The organism is Lelliottia jeotgali (assembly GCF_977070485.1).
On sequence record NZ_CDRVFO010000001.1, the window covers coordinates 393981 to 411449 of the forward strand.

Consider the following 17469-nt stretch of genomic DNA (forward strand, 5'->3'; position numbering starts at 1 on the left):
GCATGCCGAGCCAGACCGCGATCCTCGACGCCCATTACATGGCCCGTGCCCTGGAGCTTGCCCGCAAGGGCATCTACACCACTCACCCCAACCCGCGCGTGGGTTGTGTGATCGTCCGTGACGGCGAAGTGGTGGGTGAGGGCTGGCATGTGCGCGCCGGTGAACCACATGCCGAGGTACATGCCCTGCGCCAGGCCGGTGAGCGTGCCCGCGGCGCCTGTGCCTACGTGACGCTCGAGCCTTGCAGCCACCATGGCCGCACCCCACCGTGCGCCGAAGCGCTGGTACAGGCAGGCGTAGCGCGGGTGGTGGCAGCCATGCAGGACCCCAACCCGCAAGTCGCCGGGCAGGGCCTGCGCCGCCTGGCCGAAGCGGGCATCGAAATCGCCAGCGGCGTGCTCGAGGCCCAGGCCCGTGCCCTGAACCCCGGTTTCCTGAAGCGCATGGAGCATGGCTTGCCGTTCGTGCGGGCCAAGCTGGCCATGAGCCTGGATGGCCGCACCGCAATGGCCAGCGGCGAAAGCCAATGGATCACCGGCCCTGCCGCCCGCTCTGCAGTGCAGCGCTTGCGTGCCAGTGCCAGCGTGGTGCTGACCAGCGCCGCCAGCGTGCTGGCCGATAACGCACGGATGACCGTGCGCGGTGCCGAGCTGGGCCTGGACCCCGACGCCACCGCGCTGGCGCTGAGCCGCACCCCCCTGCGCGTGCTGATCGATGGCCGCCTGCGCCTGCCGCTGGACGCGCCGTTCTTCCAGGCCGGCCCTGCCCTGGTGGTAACCGCCATGGGGGACGATACGCGGTACGCCCAGGCTGGCCACGAGCTGCTCAGCCTGCCGGGCAGCAATGGCCAGGTCGATCTGCTCGCCTTGATGCAGGCACTTGCAGCGCGTGGCGTCAACGACATCCTGCTGGAAGCCGGCGCTGGCCTGGTCGGCGCTTTTGCCCAATTGGGCCTGATCGACGAGTACCAGCTGTTCGTCGCCGGCACCTTCCTTGGCTCCCAGGCCCGTCCGTTGCTGGACTGGCCACTGTCGAAGATGAGCGAAGCGCCACGGCTGAAAATCACCGAAATGCGTGCAGTGGGCGATGACTGGCGGGTCACGGCCATCCCTCTGCCGGCGCCCGGCGTATAATGCCGGGCTTGCCCTGCGCAACCCGTTTTTGAGGAAGTCCCCATGTTCACCGGCATCATCGAATCCATCGGCACCATCCGCAGCCTGACCCCAAAGGGCGGTGACGTGCGCGTCTACGTCGAGACCGGCAAGCTCGACCTGGGTGACGTCAAGCTCGGCGACAGCATCGCCGTCAACGGCGTGTGCCTGACCGCCGTAGAGCTGCCAGGTGATGGTTTCTGGGCTGACGTCAGCGTCGAGACCCTCAAACGCACCGCGTTCATCGACCTCAAGAGTGGCAGCAAGGTCAACCTGGAGAAGGCCCTGACCCCGACCACCCGCCTGGGCGGCCACCTGGTCAGCGGCCATGTCGACGGTGTCGGCGAAATCATCTCGCGCAGCGATAGCGCTCGCGCCATCCAGTTCCGCGTGCGTGCACCCAAGGAACTGGCCAAGTACATTGCCCACAAGGGTTCGATCACCGTCGACGGCACCAGCCTGACGGTCAATGAGGTCAATGGCGCCGAGTTCGAGCTGACCATCGTCCCGCACACCCTGTCCGAAACCATCATGGCCGACTACCGCGCTGGGCGTCGGGTAAACCTTGAGGTCGATTTGCTGGCCCGTTACCTGGAGCGCTTGCTGCTGGGCGACAAGGCTGCCGAAGCGAGCAAGGGCAGTGGCATTACCGAAAGCTTCCTGGCCGCCAACGGCTTCTTGAAATCCTGATTGAGAAGGGGGTGCCGCGTGGCGCTCAACAGCATCGAAGAACTGGTCGAAGACATCCGCCAGGGCAAAATGGTCATCCTCATGGATGACGAAGACCGTGAAAACGAAGGCGACATCATCATGGCGGCCGAGTGCTGCCTGCCTGAGCACATCAACTTCATGGCCAAGCACGCCCGTGGGTTGATCTGCATGCCGATGACCCGCGAGCGATGCGAAACGCTCAAGCTGCCGCTGATGGCGCCGCGCAACGGCTCGGGCTTCGGCACCAAGTTCACCGTGTCGATCGAAGCGGCCGAAGGTGTTACCACCGGCATCTCGGCGGCCGACCGCGCACGTACCGTGCAGGCTGCAGCCGCCAAGGACGCCAAGGCCGAAGACATCGTAAGCCCTGGCCACATCTTCCCGCTGATGGCCCAGCCCGGTGGTACCCTGGCGCGCGCCGGGCACACTGAGGCCGCCTGCGACCTGGCGCGCATGGCCGGGTTCGAGCCTAGCGGTGTTATCTGTGAAGTGATGAACGATGACGGCACCATGTCGCGTCGCGCCGAACTCGAAGTGTTCGCCGCCGAGCATGGCCTGAAGATCGGCACCATCGCTGACCTGATCCACTACCGCATGATCCACGAACGCACCGTGCAGCGCGTTTCCGAGCAGCCGATCGAGAGTGAGCTGGGTGAGTTCAACCTGGTCACCTACCGCGACGCCGTGGAAGGCGACGTCCACATGGCCCTGACCCTGGGCAAGGTCTGCGCCGAAGAGCCGACCCTGGTGCGGGTGCACAACATGGACCCGCTGCGCGACCTGCTGCTGGTCAAGCAGCCCGGCCGCTGGAGCCTTCGCGCGGCCATGGCCGCAGTTGCCGAGGCCGGCAGCGGCGTGGTGCTGCTGCTGGGCCACCCACTGGACGGCGACGTGCTGCTGGCACATATCCGCGAAAGCGCAGGCGATGCACCGACCAAGGCACCGACCACCTACAGTACCGTGGGCGCCGGTTCGCAGATCCTGCGTGACCTTGGCGTGCGCAAGATGCGCCTGATGAGTTCGCCGATGAAATTCAATGCGATATCCGGATTCGATCTGGAAGTTGTAGAATACGTGCCCTCCGAGTGACTTGAGGCGGCGCTTGCGCCCTCACGCTCGAGTCCAAACCCTCCCGAGGCCGCCAGTGCGCGGCCTCGCTCTTGAAGATGAGAACATCGGAATGACCCTGAAGACCATCGAAGGTACCTTCATTGCCCCCAAAGGTCGCTATGCTTTGGTGGTTGGCCGCTTCAACAGCTTCGTCGTAGAAAGCCTGGTGAGCGGTGCCGTTGATGCCCTGGTACGCCACGGTGTCAGCGAAAGCGACATCACCATCATCCGTGCGCCGGGCGCGTTCGAAATCCCGCTGGTGGCTCAGAAAGTCGCCCAGCAAGGTGAATACGACGCGATCATCGCCCTGGGTGCAGTGATCCGTGGCGGTACCCCGCACTTTGAATACGTGGCGGGCGAATGCACCAAGGGCCTGGCCCAGGTGTCCATGGAGTTCGGTGTGCCGGTGGCCTTCGGTGTCCTGACCGTCGACTCCATCGAGCAAGCGATCGAACGTTCCGGCACCAAGGCCGGTAACAAAGGTGCTGAAGCTGCCCTGTCCGCTCTGGAAATGGTCAGCCTGCTGGCGCAGTTGGAGGCCAAGTGATTAGCGACGAAAGCGATCGTTTCAACCCGCGCGATCCAAAACCTGCGGATGCCGGCAAGCCATCGAAGAGCGCCAAGCGCCGCGAAGCCCGCAAGCTCGCGACCCAGGCCCTGTACCAATGGCACATGGCTCAGCATTCGCTGAATGAGATCGAAGCGCAGTTCCGGGTCGATAACGATTTTACCGATGTCGATGGCGCCTATTTCCGCGAGATCCTGCATGGGGTTCCGGCAATCAAGAGCGAAATCGACAGCGCACTGAAACCGTGCATGGACATCGCCCTGGAAGAGCTCGACCCAGTCGAACTGGCCGTATTGCGCCTGTCTACCTGGGAGTTCATCAAGCGCGTCGATGTACCGTATCGCGTTGTGATCAACGAAGGCGTAGAGCTGGCCAAGGTATTCGGCGCCACTGACGGCCACAAGTTCGTCAACGGCGTGCTGGACAAGCTGGCACCTTCGCTGCGCGAAGCAGAAGTCAAGGCGAACAAGCGCTGATCCTGGCGCTGTCGAGCCATGGGTGAGTTCGAGCTGATCTACCATTACTTCGCCGCCGCGCCCTGTGCGCAGGGCGGTGAGGGCGTGGCACTGGGCATTGGCGACGACTGCGCCTTGCTCGAGCTTCCCCCGGGCGAGCAGTTGGCGGTGTCTACCGACACCCTGGTTGCCGGGGTGCACTTCCCGACGGTTTGTGACCCGCGCCTGCTGGGGCAGCGCTCACTGGCCGTGGCGGCCAGCGACCTTGCAGCCATGGGCGCCAATGCCATCGGCTTCACCCTTGCCCTCACCCTGCCTGACGTCGGTCCCGACTGGCTCGCAGCCTTTGCCGACGGCCTCAGCCGCATGGCCCAGCGTTGCCGCATGAGCCTGATTGGTGGCGACACCACTCGCGGCCCCTTGAGCATCACCGTCACTGTTTTCGGCAGCGTCCCGGCTGGCCAGGCACTGTGCCGCAGCGGTGCCCGGCCGGGTGACCTGCTGTGTGTGGGGGGCGTGCTAGGCAAGGCTGCCGGTGCGTTACCGTTGGTGCTGGGCGAGCGACAAGCCCCTGCCGAGCAGGCCGAGCCCCTGCTGGCCCACTACTGGTCGCCGTTGCCTCAACTCGGCCTGGGCCGGCGCTTGCGCGGGCGAGCGACGGCGGCGCTGGACATCTCCGATGGCCTGCTTGCCGATTGTGGTCATATCGCCAAGGCCTCCGGGGTCGCCCTTGAGGTTAACCTGGCGCAGGTGCCAGTGTCTCCTGCACTAGAGGCCTTTCTCGGCCGCGACGCGGCGGTGCAGGCGGCGCTCACCGGTGGCGACGATTACGTATTGGCGTTCACCCTGCCCCTTGAGGCGCTTTCATCCCTGGCGGACGCCGGCGTACATGTCATCGGCCGAGTGCTCCAAGGGCAGGGTGTGACCCTGCGTGACCCCCAAGGCCAGGACATCACTCCCGTACAACGGGGCTATCAACACTTTAGGGAGACACCGTGACCGACCACCCCAATCAGGTGCCTGCGGAGTTCGTTCCGCCATCGGTCTGGCGCAACCCGTGGCACTTCATCGCCTTCGGCTTCGGTTCGGGCACCATGCCCAAAGCGCCCGGGACCTGGGGCTCGATGGTGGCCATCCCGTTTATCCCACTCTGGCAGATGCTGCCCGATTGGGGTTACTGGCTGCTGCTGGGCATCACCATGCTGTTTGGCTTCTGGCTGTGCGGTAAGGTCGCCAATGACTTGCGCGTACACGACCATGAAGGCATTGTCTGGGATGAAATGGTCGGCATGTGGATCACCCTTTGGCTGGTGCCGGAAGGGTGGCAGTGGATTCTGGCGGGGTTCCTGATGTTCCGCTTCTTCGACATCCTCAAGCCATGGCCGATTCGCTGGATCGATCGCCATGTGCACGGCGGTGTCGGCATCATGCTCGACGATATTCTGGCTGGCGTGTTCGCCTGGCTGGGCATGCAGGTTCTGGTGTGGGCGGTTGGCTGAGACAGGGAGCGCTTTGATGGCCATTCGGACTGTGCTGCTGGCAATTTTGTTCAGCGTTGCCCATGGGGCGCTGGCAGCCGAAGGCGTGCCGAAACAGGTCCATCTGGTCAGTGAAGAGTGGCTGGATTACACCAATGCCGATGGTACCGGTGTGGCCTGGGATGTCTTGCGCAAGGTCTTCGAGCCTGCCGGCGTCAAGGTCGTGGCAAAGAGTGCCCCTTACAGCCGTGCCGTCGGGCTGGTCAAACGCGGCGAGGCCGATGCCTGGGTAGGGTCTTACAAGGATGAGAACGACGACAATCTCTACCCGCGCTGGCACTTCGACATGGACCACATCTATGCGCTGGGGCTTGCCAGCAAACCGGTGCCTACCTTGGACACCGTTGGTCAGTATCGCTTGGCCTGGGTGCGTGGCTACGATTACGGCAGCTACCTGCCGAACGTAAAGGAGTCGCGCGAGATTCAGCGCCGCGAAGGCATCCTGCCAATGCTTGAGCATGATCGCGTGGACTTCTACATCGATGCGCTGACCGAGGTTGACTACGTGCTTGGCCAAACCTCTCAGCCGGAACGGTTTCGTCGAACCCATGTCGCCGAACTGCCGTTGTACCTGGCCTTTGCCCGCAACGAGCACGGCAAGGTCCTGCGTGAACTGTTCGACAGACGCATGGCTGAACTGGTACGTAGCGGCGAGTTGAAGCCTATCTTCGAGCACTGGAAACAGCCGTATCCCTTTACTGCCGACAGCAAGCCTCAATAGCACCAAGGGCTGCCACAGGTTAACCGAACATCGAACTTTTCGATCTTAACCCACGGTATTCAGCCAGCGCACAGGCGCTGACCTGCTGATACAATCGCTTCACGAGAATTTTCCTACTTATCCAGGAGCACAACGTGCCCGTCGTCTTTGTTGCCGCCTCTAAACTCCCGACCCCCTTCGCGACTTTCACCATGCATGGTTTCCTCGACGAAGCCAACGGCCGTGAGCACGTGGTGCTCAGCCTGGGTGACATAGCCGACGGTGAGCCGGTGCTGGGGCGCCTGCACTCCGAGTGCCTGACTGGCGATGCCCTGTTCAGCCAGCGTTGCGACTGTGGCTCGCAACTGGAAGCCGCCCTGCAGGCCATTGCCCGTGAAGGCCGCGGCGTGTTGCTGTACCTGCGTCAGGAGGGCCGTGGCATTGGCCTGCTGAACAAGATCCGCGCCTATGAGTTGCAGGACGGTGGTGCCGACACTGTTGAGGCCAACGAGCGGCTGGGGTTCGCTGCCGACCAGCGTGATTACGCGATCTGCCTGCCGATGCTCGAGCACCTGGGCGTGAAATCGCTGCGCCTGATGACCAACAACCCGCGCAAGGTCAAGGCGCTGACCGACATGAACATCAAGGTTGCCGAGCGCGTACCGCTGCATACCGGGCATAACCCACACAACCGTTACTACCTGGCGACCAAGGCCGACAAGCTTGGCCACATGCTGGGTAACGAACATCAGGGTGAGGTTCCCCAGGCGTGACCCGCAGCGAGGTGAAGCGGCGCCTGGCGCTGGCCTGGTGGCAATACCTGGCGGTCGGCCTGGTGCCGCTGCCGGTGATGGCCTGGGCCTTTGGTGGTGGCGATGCGCTGATCCCGGTGCTGGCCATGCCGCTGTTCATCGGCGGTGCGGCAACCATGTTCCTCAGCCTGCCGCGTTTCGGCGCCTACAAGCGTGCCTTGATCGCCACCTCCAAGTTACTTGGCACGGCTGAAGAACCGGCCGCCTGGATCGAGTTGGCCCGGGTACGGCGCATGGCCATGCTGTTCGCCTGCTTCCCTGCCTGGGTCGCCGCATTGTCGGTGCTGGTAGGGCTCGAAGCGGTGCCGCAAATTCTTTTGGCGTTATCCACCGTGGTGGTGCTCTACCTCTACCGCATCCCGCGTCAGCTAGGGTGATGCGCCGCCTGCTTTGCCTGCTGGCGATGCTGGCCTGCACCGTCCAGGCTGGCGAGCCTCTGCGTGTGGTCAGCCTTGCGCCTTCGATGAGCGAAATCATGCTTGAGCTGCAGGCCGACGACTTGCTGGTGGGCATGCTCGACGGCGGCGAGCGCCCAGCGGCGCTGCGTAATCTGCCTTCGGTGGGGCGCCAGGGGCAACTGGATATGGAGCGCCTGCTCAGCCTCAGGCCTGACCTGCTGTTGCTCTGGCCCGGCAGCGTGCCACCAGCCCAGCGCGATCAGCTCACGCGGCTGGGTATCGCGACCTTCAGTGCAGAACCCCACGACCTTGAGCAACTGCTTGAACAGATCGAGGCCATTGCCGTGCGTGTAGGGCGGGCAGAGCAGGGTCGGCAGTATGTGGGAGGCCTGCGTGAACGGTTGCGGCAACTGCGTCAGCACTATCGGCGTGAACAGCCGCTACGGGTGTTCTATCAGGTCTGGGACCGGCCGCTGTACACCTTGGGTGGGCGACAGGTGGTGAGTGATGCCTTGGCGGTGTGTGGGGCACGCAATATCTTTGCCGACCTGAGCCAGCCGGCACCGCAAGTGAATGTGGAATCAGTGCTGATGCGCGATCCGCAGGTGATTCTGGCTGGCGACCAGGGGCAGTTGGCAAGCTGGAAGGCTTGGCCAGATTTGGACGCTGTGGCCGGTGATCGTCTGCTGGTGGTGCCGGACAAGGGCCTGGAGCGGCCCAGCGGGCAGATGATCGAAGCCACCGCCCGCTTGTGTGCGCTGCTCGAATCTAAAGCGCCGGCGTCCAGGTGACGCTGAACAGGGCCGTGCGGCCCTCTTCGCGGTAGCCGTAGCTGGCGCCATCGTAGCTGTACAGCGCACGGCTGTAGCCTTTGTCCAGCAGGTTATCCAGCTTGAGTTCCAGCTTCAGCTCGTCGGTCGCTGCCCAGCTGCTGCGCAGGCCCAGCAAGCCGTAGCCGCCGAGGCGGTTGCGGTTGGCCTCGTCGTCGTAACTGGCGCTGACGGCCTGCCAGCTGCCTCCTACCGTAAAACGCTCGAATTGACGGTCCAGGTCCAGGCTCAAGGTGCGCCTTGCGCGGCGGGCGAGGGTGTGGCCGCTATCACGATCACGCGGATCGATCAACGCCAGGCCCAGCTGGCTGCGCCATTGGCCCCACTGTTGCTCCAGTGCCATTTCCACGCCGTTGATACGCGCCGAGGCGACATTGCGCGGTATCGAGTCCTGACCAAAGATAATCGCATCGCGCAGGTCAGTGCGGTACAGCGAAGTTTCCAGGCGGCTGTCGCGGCTGAGCTGGCTGCGCCATTGCAGCTCGAAACTTCTGGAGTGCTCCGGGTCCAGCTGCGGGTTGCTGTACTGCGGGTAGTACAAATCGTTGAAGGTCGGCGCACGAAAGCCTTCGCTGTAGGACAGCAGCACATCGTTGTGCGTATTCAGCGGCACGGTCAGGCTACCGCTCCACGTGGTCTGGCCGCCAAACTGCTGGTTCTCGTCGCGGCGCACGCCCAGTTCGGTAGAGACGTGCTCGCCGCGGAAGCGATGCTGGATGAAGGCGGCGCGGTTCCAGCGGCTGTCTTCGCTGAAATCGGTGCTGGCGTGCACGCGGTCTTCGTACCAGTCGCCGCCGATCAACAGGTTCTGCCGCTCGCTCAGGGCCAGGTCGTTCTGCCAAGTGACCTGGTCGCGATAGGTGTTGAACACCGAGCGCTCGTCACTGAGTTTGTCGCGCTTGTCGTCGCGGTTTTCGCCATGGCCCAGCTCCAGGCGTGAATGCCATATGTCATTGAGCTGAGCATCGAAATACGTACCCAGGCTGCTGACGCTGAAGTCGGTGTAGGGCTTTTGCCCGAAGCTTTCGAAGGTTACCGGGTCGAAGCCACCGAACGGATTGTCGTACTCGCTGCGCCCTCGGCTGTCGAGCAGGTTCAGGCCGGTTTCGAAACGTTCGCCAAAGGTGTGGCTCAGGCTCAGGTTGAACGACTTGTTGCGGTAGGCGTCATGATCGCCGTCGCTGGCAAAGGACGGGCCGGTCGAGTCGATGCCTGCCGTTTCGTCCAGGCTGGCGCCCAGGTTGAAGCGGGTCGCGCCGTCGCCTCCGGACAGGCCCAGGCTACGTTGCCAGGTCTGGTTGCTGCCTGCTGCCATGCGCAGGCGCGGCTGCAGGCCCGTGCCGTTGCTGCGACGGGTGAAGATCTGAATGACACCGCCGATGGCATCGCTACCGTAGATCGCCGAGCGTGAGCCGCGCAGCACTTCGACACGTTCGATTTGGTCGACGTCGAGAAACTGCAGGCCGCTGTCGCCCGAGGTGGCGTTGGCGATGCGCACGCCGTCGACCAGCACCAGGCTCTGGGCGGCCTTGGTGCCACGGATGAAGATACCCGGCAGGCTACCGCGGCCACCGGTGGGCGCGACTTGCACGCCGGGCACGCGGGCGAGCAGGTCGGTGACACTGGTCGGTTGCAGGCGGTCGATGTCGTTGCGGGTGAAGACGGTATTGGCTGCGCTGGTAGCGGTGCGTGATTCGACCTGGCGGTTGGCGCTGATCAGCACGTCGGGGAGCTTCAGGGCGTCGTCGCGTTCGGCGGCCAGAAGCGGCAGGGGCAGGCAGAGCAGGGTGGCGAAGGTTGAGGTTTTCATGGGCAGTACCAGTTGCGAGGGCTGCGCCCTCGATCGCGACACAAGGCCGCTCCTACAGGATTCCGCGGTCCTGTGTAGGAGCGGCCTTGTGTCGCGATGGGCCGCAAGGCGGCCCCAGGAATTACAGGCCGAGCTTGGCCATGCGGGCCTTCACCGAAGCTTCGATGCCGGCCGCATCCAGCCCACATTCAGCCAGCATCTGCGCAGGCTTGGCGTGCTCGACATAGATATCCGGCAGGCCCAGGTGCAGCAGCGGCTTGATCACCGCCTGGCTGGCCAGGAACTCACCCACAGCAGCCCCCGCACCGCCCATGATGGCGTTCTCTTCGAGGGTCACCAGCAGCTCATGACTGCCTGCCAGTTCCAGCACCAGTGCCTCGTCCAGCGGCTTGACGAAACGCATGTCTACCACGGTGGCGTTGATTTGCTCGGCAACCTGCAGGGCTTCGGCCAACTGCACGCCAAACACCAGCAAAGCGACCTTTTCGCCCTGACGACGGATGACGCCCTTGCCGATTTCCAGCGGTTCCAGGTCGCCACTGATCGGCGCGTTGGGGCCGGTACCGCGTGGGTAGCGTACCGCTGCCGGGCCGTTGTACAGGTGGCCGGTGCTCAGCATCTTGCGCAGTTCGTTTTCGTCGCTGGGCGTCATCACCAGCATGCCCGGGATGCAGCGCAGGTACGACAGGTCATAGCTGCCCGCGTGGGTCGGGCCGTCTTCGCCGACCAAACCTGCCCGGTCAATGGCGAACAGGACGTCGAGGTTCTGTACCGCCACGTCGTGTATCAGCTGGTCGTAGGCGCGCTGCAGGAAGGTCGAGTAGATCGCGACCACCGGCTTGCTGCCTTCGCAGGCCATGCCCGCCGCCAGCGTGACGGCATGCTGCTCGGCGATGGCCACATCGAAGTAGCGCTCGGGGTAACGCTCACTGAAGGCAACCAGGTCGGAGCCTTCCTTCATTGCCGGGGTGATGCCCACCAGGCGGTTGTCGGCAGCGGCCATGTCGCACAGCCATTGGCCGAATACCGCAGAGTACTTCGGCCCGCTGGCCTTCTTCGGCGCGGCCGGCTTGTCGGCAGGCTCGAGCTTGGTGATGGCGTGGTAGCCGATCGGGTCGATCTCGGCCGGAGCGAAGCCTTTGCCCTTCTTGGTCACCACGTGCAGGAACTGCGGGCCTTTGAGGTCACGCATGTTGCGCAGGGTGGCGATCATGGTAGGCAGGTCGTGGCCATCGATCGGGCCGATGTAGTTCCAGCCCAGCTCTTCGAACAGGGTGCCGGGCACCAACATGCCTTTGGCGTATTCCTCGGTGCGACGGGCAATCTCCCAGGCACCTGGCAGGCGCGACAGCACCTTCTTGCTGCCCTCGCGCATGCTTGCGTAGGTGCGGCTTGAAAGAATCTTGGCCAGATAATTGGACAGCCCGCCAACGTTACGCGAGATCGACATGTCATTGTCGTTGAGAATAACCAGCATGTCGGCGTTGACTTCCTGGGCATGGTTCAACGCCTCGAACGCCATACCGGCTGTCAGGGCACCGTCACCGATCACTGCAATCGACTTGCGCGCGCTGTTCTGCAGGCGGGCGGCAATGGCCATTCCCAGTGCGGCGCTGATCGAGGTGCTGGAATGGCCGACGCCAAAGGTGTCGTACTCACTCTCGCTGCGGCGCGGGAAGGCGGCGATCCCGTCCTTCTGGCGCAGGCTCAGCATGCGGTTGCGCCGGCCGGTGAGGATCTTGTGCGGGTAGGCTTGATGGCCGACGTCCCACACCAGCCGGTCGTCCGGGGTGTCGAAGACGTAGTGCAGGGCGATCGTCAGTTCGATCACGCCCAGACCGGCGCCAAAATGCCCACCGGTCTGACCCACGGTGTAGAGCAGCTCCTGGCGCAGCTCGTCGGCCAGGTGCTCAAGGTCGGCTTCGGCCAGCCGGCGCAGGCCGGCAGGCGTGTCAGCACGGTCGAGCAACGGCGTGACCGGGCGTTCGCGGGGGATCTCTTGAAACGTCGTGGGCATCAGGCGAGTCGTTATAGATGTTAAGACGCGGCAGTTTACCCCATTGTGGGAAAAGTGCCCATTCGACCAGAGGTTGGACGCCCCCTGTGTGCTGGTATGGAGTCAGTGCTTAATGGCGGCGTTCGACGATGTAACGCGCCAACGCTCGCAGGGGCTCTGCGTTTTCACCAAACCCTTCAAGTGCGACCAGCGCCTGGTCGCGCAGTTCGATCGCATAGGTTTTGGCTGCTTCCAGGCCCAGCAGGGCCGGGTAGGTCGGTTTGTCACGGGCGATGTCGGCACCCTGGCGCTTGCCGAGGGTGGCGGTGTCGCTTTCCACGTCGAGGATGTCGTCCTGCACCTGGAATGCCAAGCCAATGGCCTGTGCATAAGTCTGCAGGGCGTCCAGCTGCGCCTGCTCGGCGCGGCCGCTGGCCAAGGCGCCAAGGCGCACGCTGGCTTCGATCAGCGCGCCGGTCTTGTGCCGGTGCATGAACTCCAGGGCCTGCTGGTCCAGCTTCACGCCGACCGAGCCAAGGTCTATGGCCTGGCCTGCGACCATGCCGGCAGGGCCTGCAGCCTTGGCCAGGGCCTGGACCATGGCCAGGCGGATGGCGTCGGGCTGCGGGCTCAGCCGTGGGTCGAGCAGGGCGCTGAAGGCCAGGCTCTGCAGGCCGTCGCCGGCGAGTATCGCACAGGCTTCGTCGAAGGCTTTATGGGTGGTCGGCTGGCCACGGCGCAGGTCGTCATCGTCCATGGCCGGCAGGTCGTCGTGCACCAGCGAATAAGCATGGATCAGCTCTACCGCGCAGGCGGCGCCGTTAGCCTGCTCGGCCGGTGCGCCCAGTGCTTGGCAAGCAGCATAGGCGAGCAGCGGGCGCACGCGCTTGCCGCCGTTCATCACGCTGTAGCGCATTGCGGCGTACAGCCGCTCAAGCTCCTTGGTGGGCGCGATGAACAGGGGTTCAAGGGCCGCATCGACGCGCGCCTGGCTGCTGGCTTGATAGGCGCCGATCATGCCTCTGGCTCCGCATCGAAGGGCTGAGCGGCTAGCTCGCCGTCACGCTCCAGCAGTATCTGCACTTTCTGCTCGGCCTGGGCCAGGGCGCCCTGGCAATCGCGGGTCAGGGCGATACCTTGCTCGAAGGCGGCCAACGAGTCTTCCAGCGACAACTCGCCGTTCTCCAGGCGTTCGACCAGCGCTTGCAGGTCGGCGAGGGATTGCTCGAAATCGATGGAGGCTTTTTTGCGGGCCATGGCGACGGGTCTCGGTGGCTGTTCAGAACGGCGCGACACTAGCAGAGCGGGGCGGGGGGAGCAAACTTGAGGGTGGTTTTTCCGGCCCACAGGTACAGCACAATGCCAGGAGGCTGTGCTTTACCTGTGGAAGCCGGCTTGCCGGCGATTGGGCCGCAAAGCGGCCCCGTCGATCAATCAGGCTGGCACAGCTTCCAGCTCTACCATCGCCTCACGGCAGCGTGCCAGCTCTGCGATGGTCAGCACCGGCAGATTGTACTGGCGAGCATACACCGCCACCTGCTCGCCGCGGGCCATGCTGCCGTCGGGGTTCATCAGCTCGCATAGCACCGCTGCCGGGCGCAGGCCCGCCAGGCGAGCCAGGTCCACCGAGCCTTCGGTATGGCCGCGACGGGTCAGCACCCCACCATCACGCGCCCGCAGCGGGAACACGTGGCCGGGGCTGACGATGTGCCGTTGCTGCGCCGTCGAGCGCAGCGCTGCTTCGATGGTGGTGATGCGGTCCTGGGCGCTAACGCCGGTGCTCACACCTTCTGCCGCTTCGATGGTCACGGTGAAGCCGGTGCCATGGCGAGCCTGGTTGTTCGGCACCATCGGTGCCAGTTGCAGGGCATCGACGGTGGCTTCGTCCAGGCACAGGCAGACGATGCCGCTGCAATCGCGAATCATCATGGCCATGGTCTGCAACGACAGGTTTTCGGCGGCGGCAACGATGTCCGCTTCGTCCTCGCGGTCGTCATCGTCGAGCAGCAGCACGGGGCGGCCGGCCTGGAAGGCGGCGATGGCAGCGGACACATTGGGGAATTGCTGGTGATGCATGGGGGACATGAAACGCTCCTCGTGAATGATCGATGAACGTCTCGGGGCGAACAAAATGCGCGCGCAAGGGCGCCCGAATGGCCCTTGCCTGACGCCTTCTTTCATCCGGACTATGACCGTCGGCTCTGGAGTCGCACCAGATCTGCTGACCCCCGGCATGGCCGGGGCGCTCGCGGGCTTATCTTTCGATTTACCGCCGGTGGGGACTTTCACCCCGCCCTGAAGACCGGGCAAGCATACCGCACAGCCTTACCCTGCTGGCAACCCTGTGGCCTACGACTTTCGAAGGGATCAGCCGCCAAACGCGAACGTATTAGTTATCTACCGCTCGCCCGCCAGTCATGGCTCTACCGTGGTGGCTTTCGCCACTCACCATCAAGGAAGTTTGCGCCATGTCCGACACTTATTCTTTTACAACAGCCGATGTGCATGCTGCGTTTACTTCACTCGCCTCATCGTTGTTCGATAAACCACGTGACTATATAGACGGCGAGTTAAAACCCAAGATGCTCATCATCGCCGGTGCCCAAGGCTCAGGTAAGACCTACCTCTTGGAAAACACGCTGCTTAAAAAAAGCAAGTACGCCAATTATGTGCGCCTGTACGAGACGCGCTTTCGCCAACTGCACCCGCACTATGAGGCCATGAAGGATAAAGGGGTGCTGCACGTTTATGAACATACCGAGCAGTTCATCTGGCAGTTGGGCACGATGATCTGTACCTACGCTATGCAGAACAGCTACAACATCATCATGGAAACCGCCCTTGATAGCCCTGTTTTCGCCGATTTTCCTCCTGTTGCGGCCCAGCAGGGCTACCAGGCCGAAGTCCACCTGATTGCGTGCCAGAAAGAATTCAGCCACTGGTCGACGCTTGACCGCGTGGTCGCCAGCGTGGGCGAAGAAGAGATAGAACGGGTCGTCAGCCTGGCGCAGATCGAACAAGCGCAGCTCAACGCCAGGTCGATTATCGATGCTTTCGAAAATGCCTGTACCCAAGTGCCGGGTGCGGAAATCGTCATCTATCAACGCGGCCTGGAGACCGGCAAGGAAAGCATGCCGGTCTGTCACAGCATCTGCACCGAGCACGGCGTGCTGACGCCCCAGGAAACTTACAAGGGGAAAGCGTTTTTCCGCGCCCCGCATTTGAACGTGGACTTCAAGGTCTTGCGGGGCCCTGCTTCTGATTTTCCCTGTTCCTACATTCAATATGCCCAGGTTGTGCATGCAGGGTTGCTCGGCGCGAATCATCGACAGTCTATGGCCGAACTCAACTGCAAAACCCTGGGGCGAGCACAGCGCCTGCTGCCACAACTCCCCGTCGATGTCTACCGGGAGTTGTGCCTGTATGTACTCAAGTACGCTCAGCCTTGATCGGGTAACGATCAACGGGTATTGGGCGCGTCGGACATGCCTTCGACTACCCGGTGCAGTGATGCGGCCAGCATGGGGCCGTGCCCCAGTCCCGCAAAGCGCTCAAAGCGCACCTGCAACCCTTGTACCTTGAGCAAATCTGCGGCCAGCGTTTGCGCCGGCCGCTGCGCGTCACCGGTCACCGGTGCGCGCGGGCTCGACGGTTCGTCGCCACCGCGCATGAGCAACAGTGTCGGTCGGTTATTGCCCAAGCGCTGCTGTAGCCCCTGCGCTTGCCGAACGATAGCTCCATCGTGCCACCATAATGACGGGCTGGCCGCCGCATAGTCGCTGAACGCTCCAGGCCGAGTGAACAACGCGTGCAACACCGCCAAGCCGCCATAGGAATGCCCCCACAGCGTCTGCCGCTGCGCGTCGATGGGCGCCATGCCGGCTACCAGCGGCCGCATGCGCTCGGTAAGCAAGTCCAGGAATGCATCCACCCCACCGCTGGGCAGGTGGGTCAGCGGATCGCGCTGTTCTGCAAGCCCGGCAATTGCCGGTGTGTAGTCGTAGGTACGCCCGGTTCGCTCGATGCGCTGCTCGGTCTGATACCCAACCGCCACCAGCAGCGGTGCCTGGCCCGCTGCGAGTTTGCCCAGTAGCGCACTGTCCAGTGCGCCGAGTGCGGCATTGCCGTCAAGCATCCACAACACCGGGTAACCTGCGGCGGGCGCCGGGCGGTCCGGCTTGCCGACCCACAAGCGGTAATGGCGCTGGCCATCGGCCGAGTCCAGGTCCAGGTGGCTGAAACGATAGGCCAGGTCCTGGCGCTGCAGCAGTGAAGTGTCCATCTTCTGCTCGCGTTGCGGCTGCGCCAGGGCAAGCGGGGCCGCAAGGGCCAACGCCAATGCCAGGGACAGGGTGATCTTGCTCATCAGGCGCCTCATCAATAATGCTTTGCAAGGATCGCAAGGCGGGAGAGCACAAATGATAATCAGTCCTGATTTAGCGTAAAGCGTATTAAGTTTCTAAACATTCCTGGGCAACAGGCAGCAACAGGTGCAGGCCGCGCGGCATGATGGCTGGCGCAGGTTACGATTTCTGACGTATTTCCCAGGAAATATTCAGATTTTTACCGTTGCTTGTAGTCCATTTCTGAAATAGCTTGCTACCGCCTTTTCGGCATTGTGCTGCTTTTCTCTGCGGCCTAGTCTGGGCCCGTCGTTGCCAAATCAGCGACCGGGCCTGCAAGCCCGCAGACGAATCCCAGCGCTATCCGAGGTGCCTAGTGTCGGCAGCTTCGGCCAATGGTGGCTGCGTGCTGGAGATCTTCGGATCTGCCGGTTTTCGTCTGTCCGGTCTTGCAGACCTGCACGTAGCCGCCACCCATCAAATGCAAGTGATGTCGTGGTGGTCCATCAGTACACAGACGAGATTCCATCATGTTAAAAATTGTCCCCGATCCGCCCCACGATTCCCATTCCCTTGAAGACACCCTGATCCAGGCCACGGACTATGCGCTGTGCGCCACGACTGTGGTGCACCAGGCGCTGCTATTGCACCCCAAGTCCCCGGCATCGATCTTGATGATGACCTCGCTGCATGAAATGGAGGCGCTACGGGTTTTGCTCGAATCGGCGCTGATCCAGGTGCAGATGCCCACAGGCCCTCGGACCTTGCATTAAGCCTTAAATGATCTGCCGCCTGAGCAGGCCCACAGGGTTCAGCAGCGCTGCGGGCATTGTAGGAGCCGGCTTGCCGGCGATGAGGCCAGGCCGGGCAGCGGAAATTTCAAGGAGTTTGAGCAATGACCACTCACACGACCAGATGGATGAGAAACCCATGATGATCTGGGCTTCGCATTACCTCAGTGCCATGGCCAAGGCGCTGATGGATGATGCCGAACTGGGCATGATGCATTAAGGGCAGGCATTAAAAAGCCGGCTTGTGGCCGGCTTC

General features: G+C 63.2%; 20 protein-coding genes and 1 riboswitch. Of the genes, 14 read left to right on the top strand and 6 right to left on the bottom strand.

All coding sequences use genetic code 11. The annotated features are described in order from the left end of the window. The first annotated feature begins 2 nt into the window (after positions 1–2). From ribD to ACW4TB_RS01805, 11 genes are all read left to right on the top strand, one after another. Positions 3–1133, top strand: a complete 1131-nt coding sequence (gene ribD / locus ACW4TB_RS01755; protein ID WP_279932571.1) for a bifunctional diaminohydroxyphosphoribosylaminopyrimidine deaminase/5-amino-6-(5-phosphoribosylamino)uracil reductase RibD — start codon at positions 3–5, stop codon at positions 1131–1133. 42 nt (positions 1134–1175) lie between these two features. Then, positions 1176–1841, top strand: coding sequence for a riboflavin synthase (locus ACW4TB_RS01760; RefSeq protein ID WP_279932569.1), 666 nt, complete (start codon positions 1176–1178; stop codon positions 1839–1841). After that, positions 1842–2951 carry a bifunctional 3,4-dihydroxy-2-butanone-4-phosphate synthase/GTP cyclohydrolase II gene (gene ribBA / locus ACW4TB_RS01765; RefSeq protein ID WP_217433226.1) on the top strand — a complete coding sequence of 370 codons (1110 nt, stop codon included), beginning with the start codon at positions 1842–1844 and terminating at the stop codon, positions 2949–2951. Between the two features lie 97 nt (positions 2952–3048). After that, positions 3049–3519 (top strand): 6,7-dimethyl-8-ribityllumazine synthase, encoded by a 471-nt coding sequence (gene ribH, locus ACW4TB_RS01770; protein WP_455842882.1) that lies wholly within the window; start codon positions 3049–3051, stop codon positions 3517–3519. Next, positions 3516–4016, top strand: coding sequence for a transcription antitermination factor NusB (nusB, locus tag ACW4TB_RS01775; protein ID WP_012312511.1), 501 nt, complete (start codon positions 3516–3518; stop codon positions 4014–4016). The genes ribH and nusB overlap by 4 nt, the downstream gene beginning before the upstream one ends. Before the next feature lie 18 nt (positions 4017–4034). Next, on the top strand, positions 4035–4994 hold the full coding sequence (thiL, locus tag ACW4TB_RS01780) for a thiamine-phosphate kinase (RefSeq protein ID WP_279932565.1): 960 nt from the start codon (positions 4035–4037) through the stop codon (positions 4992–4994). Next, the gene (locus ACW4TB_RS01785) at positions 4991–5494 is read left to right on the top strand and encodes a phosphatidylglycerophosphatase A family protein (RefSeq protein ID WP_012312513.1); all 504 of its coding nucleotides are present in this window, start codon (positions 4991–4993) and stop codon (positions 5492–5494) included. Before thiL ends, ACW4TB_RS01785 begins: the two co-directional genes overlap by 4 nt. Before the next feature lie 16 nt (positions 5495–5510). Then, positions 5511–6254, top strand: a complete 744-nt coding sequence (locus ACW4TB_RS01790) for a substrate-binding periplasmic protein (protein WP_279932562.1) — start codon at positions 5511–5513, stop codon at positions 6252–6254. Between the two features lie 134 nt (positions 6255–6388). Then, positions 6389–7006, top strand: coding sequence for a GTP cyclohydrolase II (gene ribA, locus ACW4TB_RS01795; RefSeq protein WP_279932560.1), 618 nt, complete (start codon positions 6389–6391; stop codon positions 7004–7006). After that, a complete protein-coding gene (locus ACW4TB_RS01800; protein ID WP_279932558.1) occupies positions 7003–7422 on the top strand; it encodes an MFS transporter in 420 nt (139 codons plus the stop codon). Before ribA ends, ACW4TB_RS01800 begins: the two co-directional genes overlap by 4 nt. Further along, on the top strand, positions 7422–8234 hold the full coding sequence (locus tag ACW4TB_RS01805) for a cobalamin-binding protein (RefSeq protein WP_012312517.1): 813 nt from the start codon (positions 7422–7424) through the stop codon (positions 8232–8234). Before ACW4TB_RS01800 ends, ACW4TB_RS01805 begins: the two co-directional genes overlap by 1 nt. Here the strand turns inward: ACW4TB_RS01805 and ACW4TB_RS01810 are convergent. The 5 genes from ACW4TB_RS01810 to ribB all read right to left on the bottom strand — a co-directional run bounded on the left by ACW4TB_RS01810 (position 8212) and on the right by ribB (position 14164). Then, positions 8212–10083 (bottom strand): TonB-dependent receptor domain-containing protein, encoded by a 1872-nt coding sequence (locus ACW4TB_RS01810; RefSeq protein WP_279932555.1) that lies wholly within the window; start codon positions 10081–10083, stop codon positions 8212–8214. The two genes, ACW4TB_RS01805 and ACW4TB_RS01810, sit on opposite strands and share 23 nt — an antisense overlap. Before the next feature lie 121 nt (positions 10084–10204). Then, positions 10205–12100 carry a 1-deoxy-D-xylulose-5-phosphate synthase gene (dxs, locus tag ACW4TB_RS01815; protein ID WP_254467080.1) on the bottom strand — a complete coding sequence of 632 codons (1896 nt, stop codon included), beginning with the start codon at positions 12098–12100 and terminating at the stop codon, positions 10205–10207. 109 nt (positions 12101–12209) lie between these two features. Beyond that, positions 12210–13097 carry a (2E,6E)-farnesyl diphosphate synthase gene (gene ispA / locus ACW4TB_RS01820; RefSeq protein WP_254467081.1) on the bottom strand — a complete coding sequence of 296 codons (888 nt, stop codon included), beginning with the start codon at positions 13095–13097 and terminating at the stop codon, positions 12210–12212. Next, positions 13094–13336, bottom strand: coding sequence for an exodeoxyribonuclease VII small subunit (locus tag ACW4TB_RS01825; protein ID WP_008092375.1), 243 nt, complete (start codon positions 13334–13336; stop codon positions 13094–13096). Before ACW4TB_RS01825 ends, ispA begins: the two co-directional genes overlap by 4 nt. A gap of 177 nt (positions 13337–13513) precedes the next feature. Next, positions 13514–14164, bottom strand: a complete 651-nt coding sequence (ribB, locus tag ACW4TB_RS01830) for a 3,4-dihydroxy-2-butanone-4-phosphate synthase (protein ID WP_039604856.1) — start codon at positions 14162–14164, stop codon at positions 13514–13516. A gap of 80 nt (positions 14165–14244) precedes the next feature. Next, a riboswitch (FMN riboswitch) is annotated at positions 14245–14386 on the bottom strand. A gap of 161 nt (positions 14387–14547) precedes the next feature. Between ribB and ACW4TB_RS01835 the strand changes: the two genes are divergently transcribed. Then, positions 14548–15528 (top strand): zeta toxin family protein, encoded by a 981-nt coding sequence (locus tag ACW4TB_RS01835; RefSeq protein ID WP_254467082.1) that lies wholly within the window; start codon positions 14548–14550, stop codon positions 15526–15528. Positions 15529–15539: 11 nt separating this feature from the next. On the opposite strand, the gene ACW4TB_RS01840 is transcribed toward ACW4TB_RS01835, so the two are convergent. Then, positions 15540–16445: an alpha/beta hydrolase gene (locus tag ACW4TB_RS01840; RefSeq protein ID WP_279932551.1), complete on the bottom strand. Its 906-nt coding sequence runs from the start codon at positions 16443–16445 to the stop codon at positions 15540–15542. A 507-nt stretch (positions 16446–16952) separates the two neighbouring features. On the opposite strand from ACW4TB_RS01840, the gene ACW4TB_RS01845 reads away from it, so the two are divergent. After that, positions 16953–17195, top strand: coding sequence for a hypothetical protein (locus ACW4TB_RS01845; protein ID WP_012312526.1), 243 nt, complete (start codon positions 16953–16955; stop codon positions 17193–17195). A gap of 142 nt (positions 17196–17337) precedes the next feature. Next, positions 17338–17433 carry a DUF3077 domain-containing protein gene (locus ACW4TB_RS01850; protein WP_080516454.1) on the top strand — a complete coding sequence of 32 codons (96 nt, stop codon included), beginning with the start codon at positions 17338–17340 and terminating at the stop codon, positions 17431–17433. The last annotated feature ends 36 nt before the right edge of the window (positions 17434–17469 follow it).

Excerpts from the sequence above, each read along its gene's own strand:
- ribD (WP_279932571.1), top strand. The coding sequence starts at position 3 with ATGCCGAGCCAGACCGCGATCCTCGACGCCCATTACATGGCCCGTGCC.
- ACW4TB_RS01760 (WP_279932569.1), top strand. The coding sequence starts at position 1,176 with ATGTTCACCGGCATCATCGAATCCATCGGCACCATCCGCAGCCTGACC.
- thiL (WP_279932565.1), top strand. The coding sequence starts at position 4,035 with ATGGGTGAGTTCGAGCTGATCTACCATTACTTCGCCGCCGCGCCCTGT.
- ACW4TB_RS01790 (WP_279932562.1), top strand. The coding sequence starts at position 5,511 with ATGGCCATTCGGACTGTGCTGCTGGCAATTTTGTTCAGCGTTGCCCAT.
- ACW4TB_RS01805 (WP_012312517.1), top strand. The coding sequence starts at position 7,422 with ATGCGCCGCCTGCTTTGCCTGCTGGCGATGCTGGCCTGCACCGTCCAG.
- ACW4TB_RS01810 (WP_279932555.1), bottom strand. The coding sequence starts at position 10,083 with ATGAAAACCTCAACCTTCGCCACCCTGCTCTGCCTGCCCCTGCCGCTT.
- dxs (WP_254467080.1), bottom strand. The coding sequence starts at position 12,100 with ATGCCCACGACGTTTCAAGAGATCCCCCGCGAACGCCCGGTCACGCCG.
- ispA (WP_254467081.1), bottom strand. The coding sequence starts at position 13,097 with ATGATCGGCGCCTATCAAGCCAGCAGCCAGGCGCGCGTCGATGCGGCC.
- ACW4TB_RS01825 (WP_008092375.1), bottom strand. The coding sequence starts at position 13,336 with ATGGCCCGCAAAAAAGCCTCCATCGATTTCGAGCAATCCCTCGCCGAC.
- ribB (WP_039604856.1), bottom strand. The coding sequence starts at position 14,164 with ATGTCCCCCATGCATCACCAGCAATTCCCCAATGTGTCCGCTGCCATC.
- ACW4TB_RS01835 (WP_254467082.1), top strand. The coding sequence starts at position 14,548 with ATGTCCGACACTTATTCTTTTACAACAGCCGATGTGCATGCTGCGTTT.
- ACW4TB_RS01840 (WP_279932551.1), bottom strand. The coding sequence starts at position 16,445 with ATGAGCAAGATCACCCTGTCCCTGGCATTGGCGTTGGCCCTTGCGGCC.
- ACW4TB_RS01845 (WP_012312526.1), top strand. The coding sequence starts at position 16,953 with ATGTTAAAAATTGTCCCCGATCCGCCCCACGATTCCCATTCCCTTGAA.
- ACW4TB_RS01850 (WP_080516454.1), top strand. The coding sequence starts at position 17,338 with ATGGATGAGAAACCCATGATGATCTGGGCTTCGCATTACCTCAGTGCC.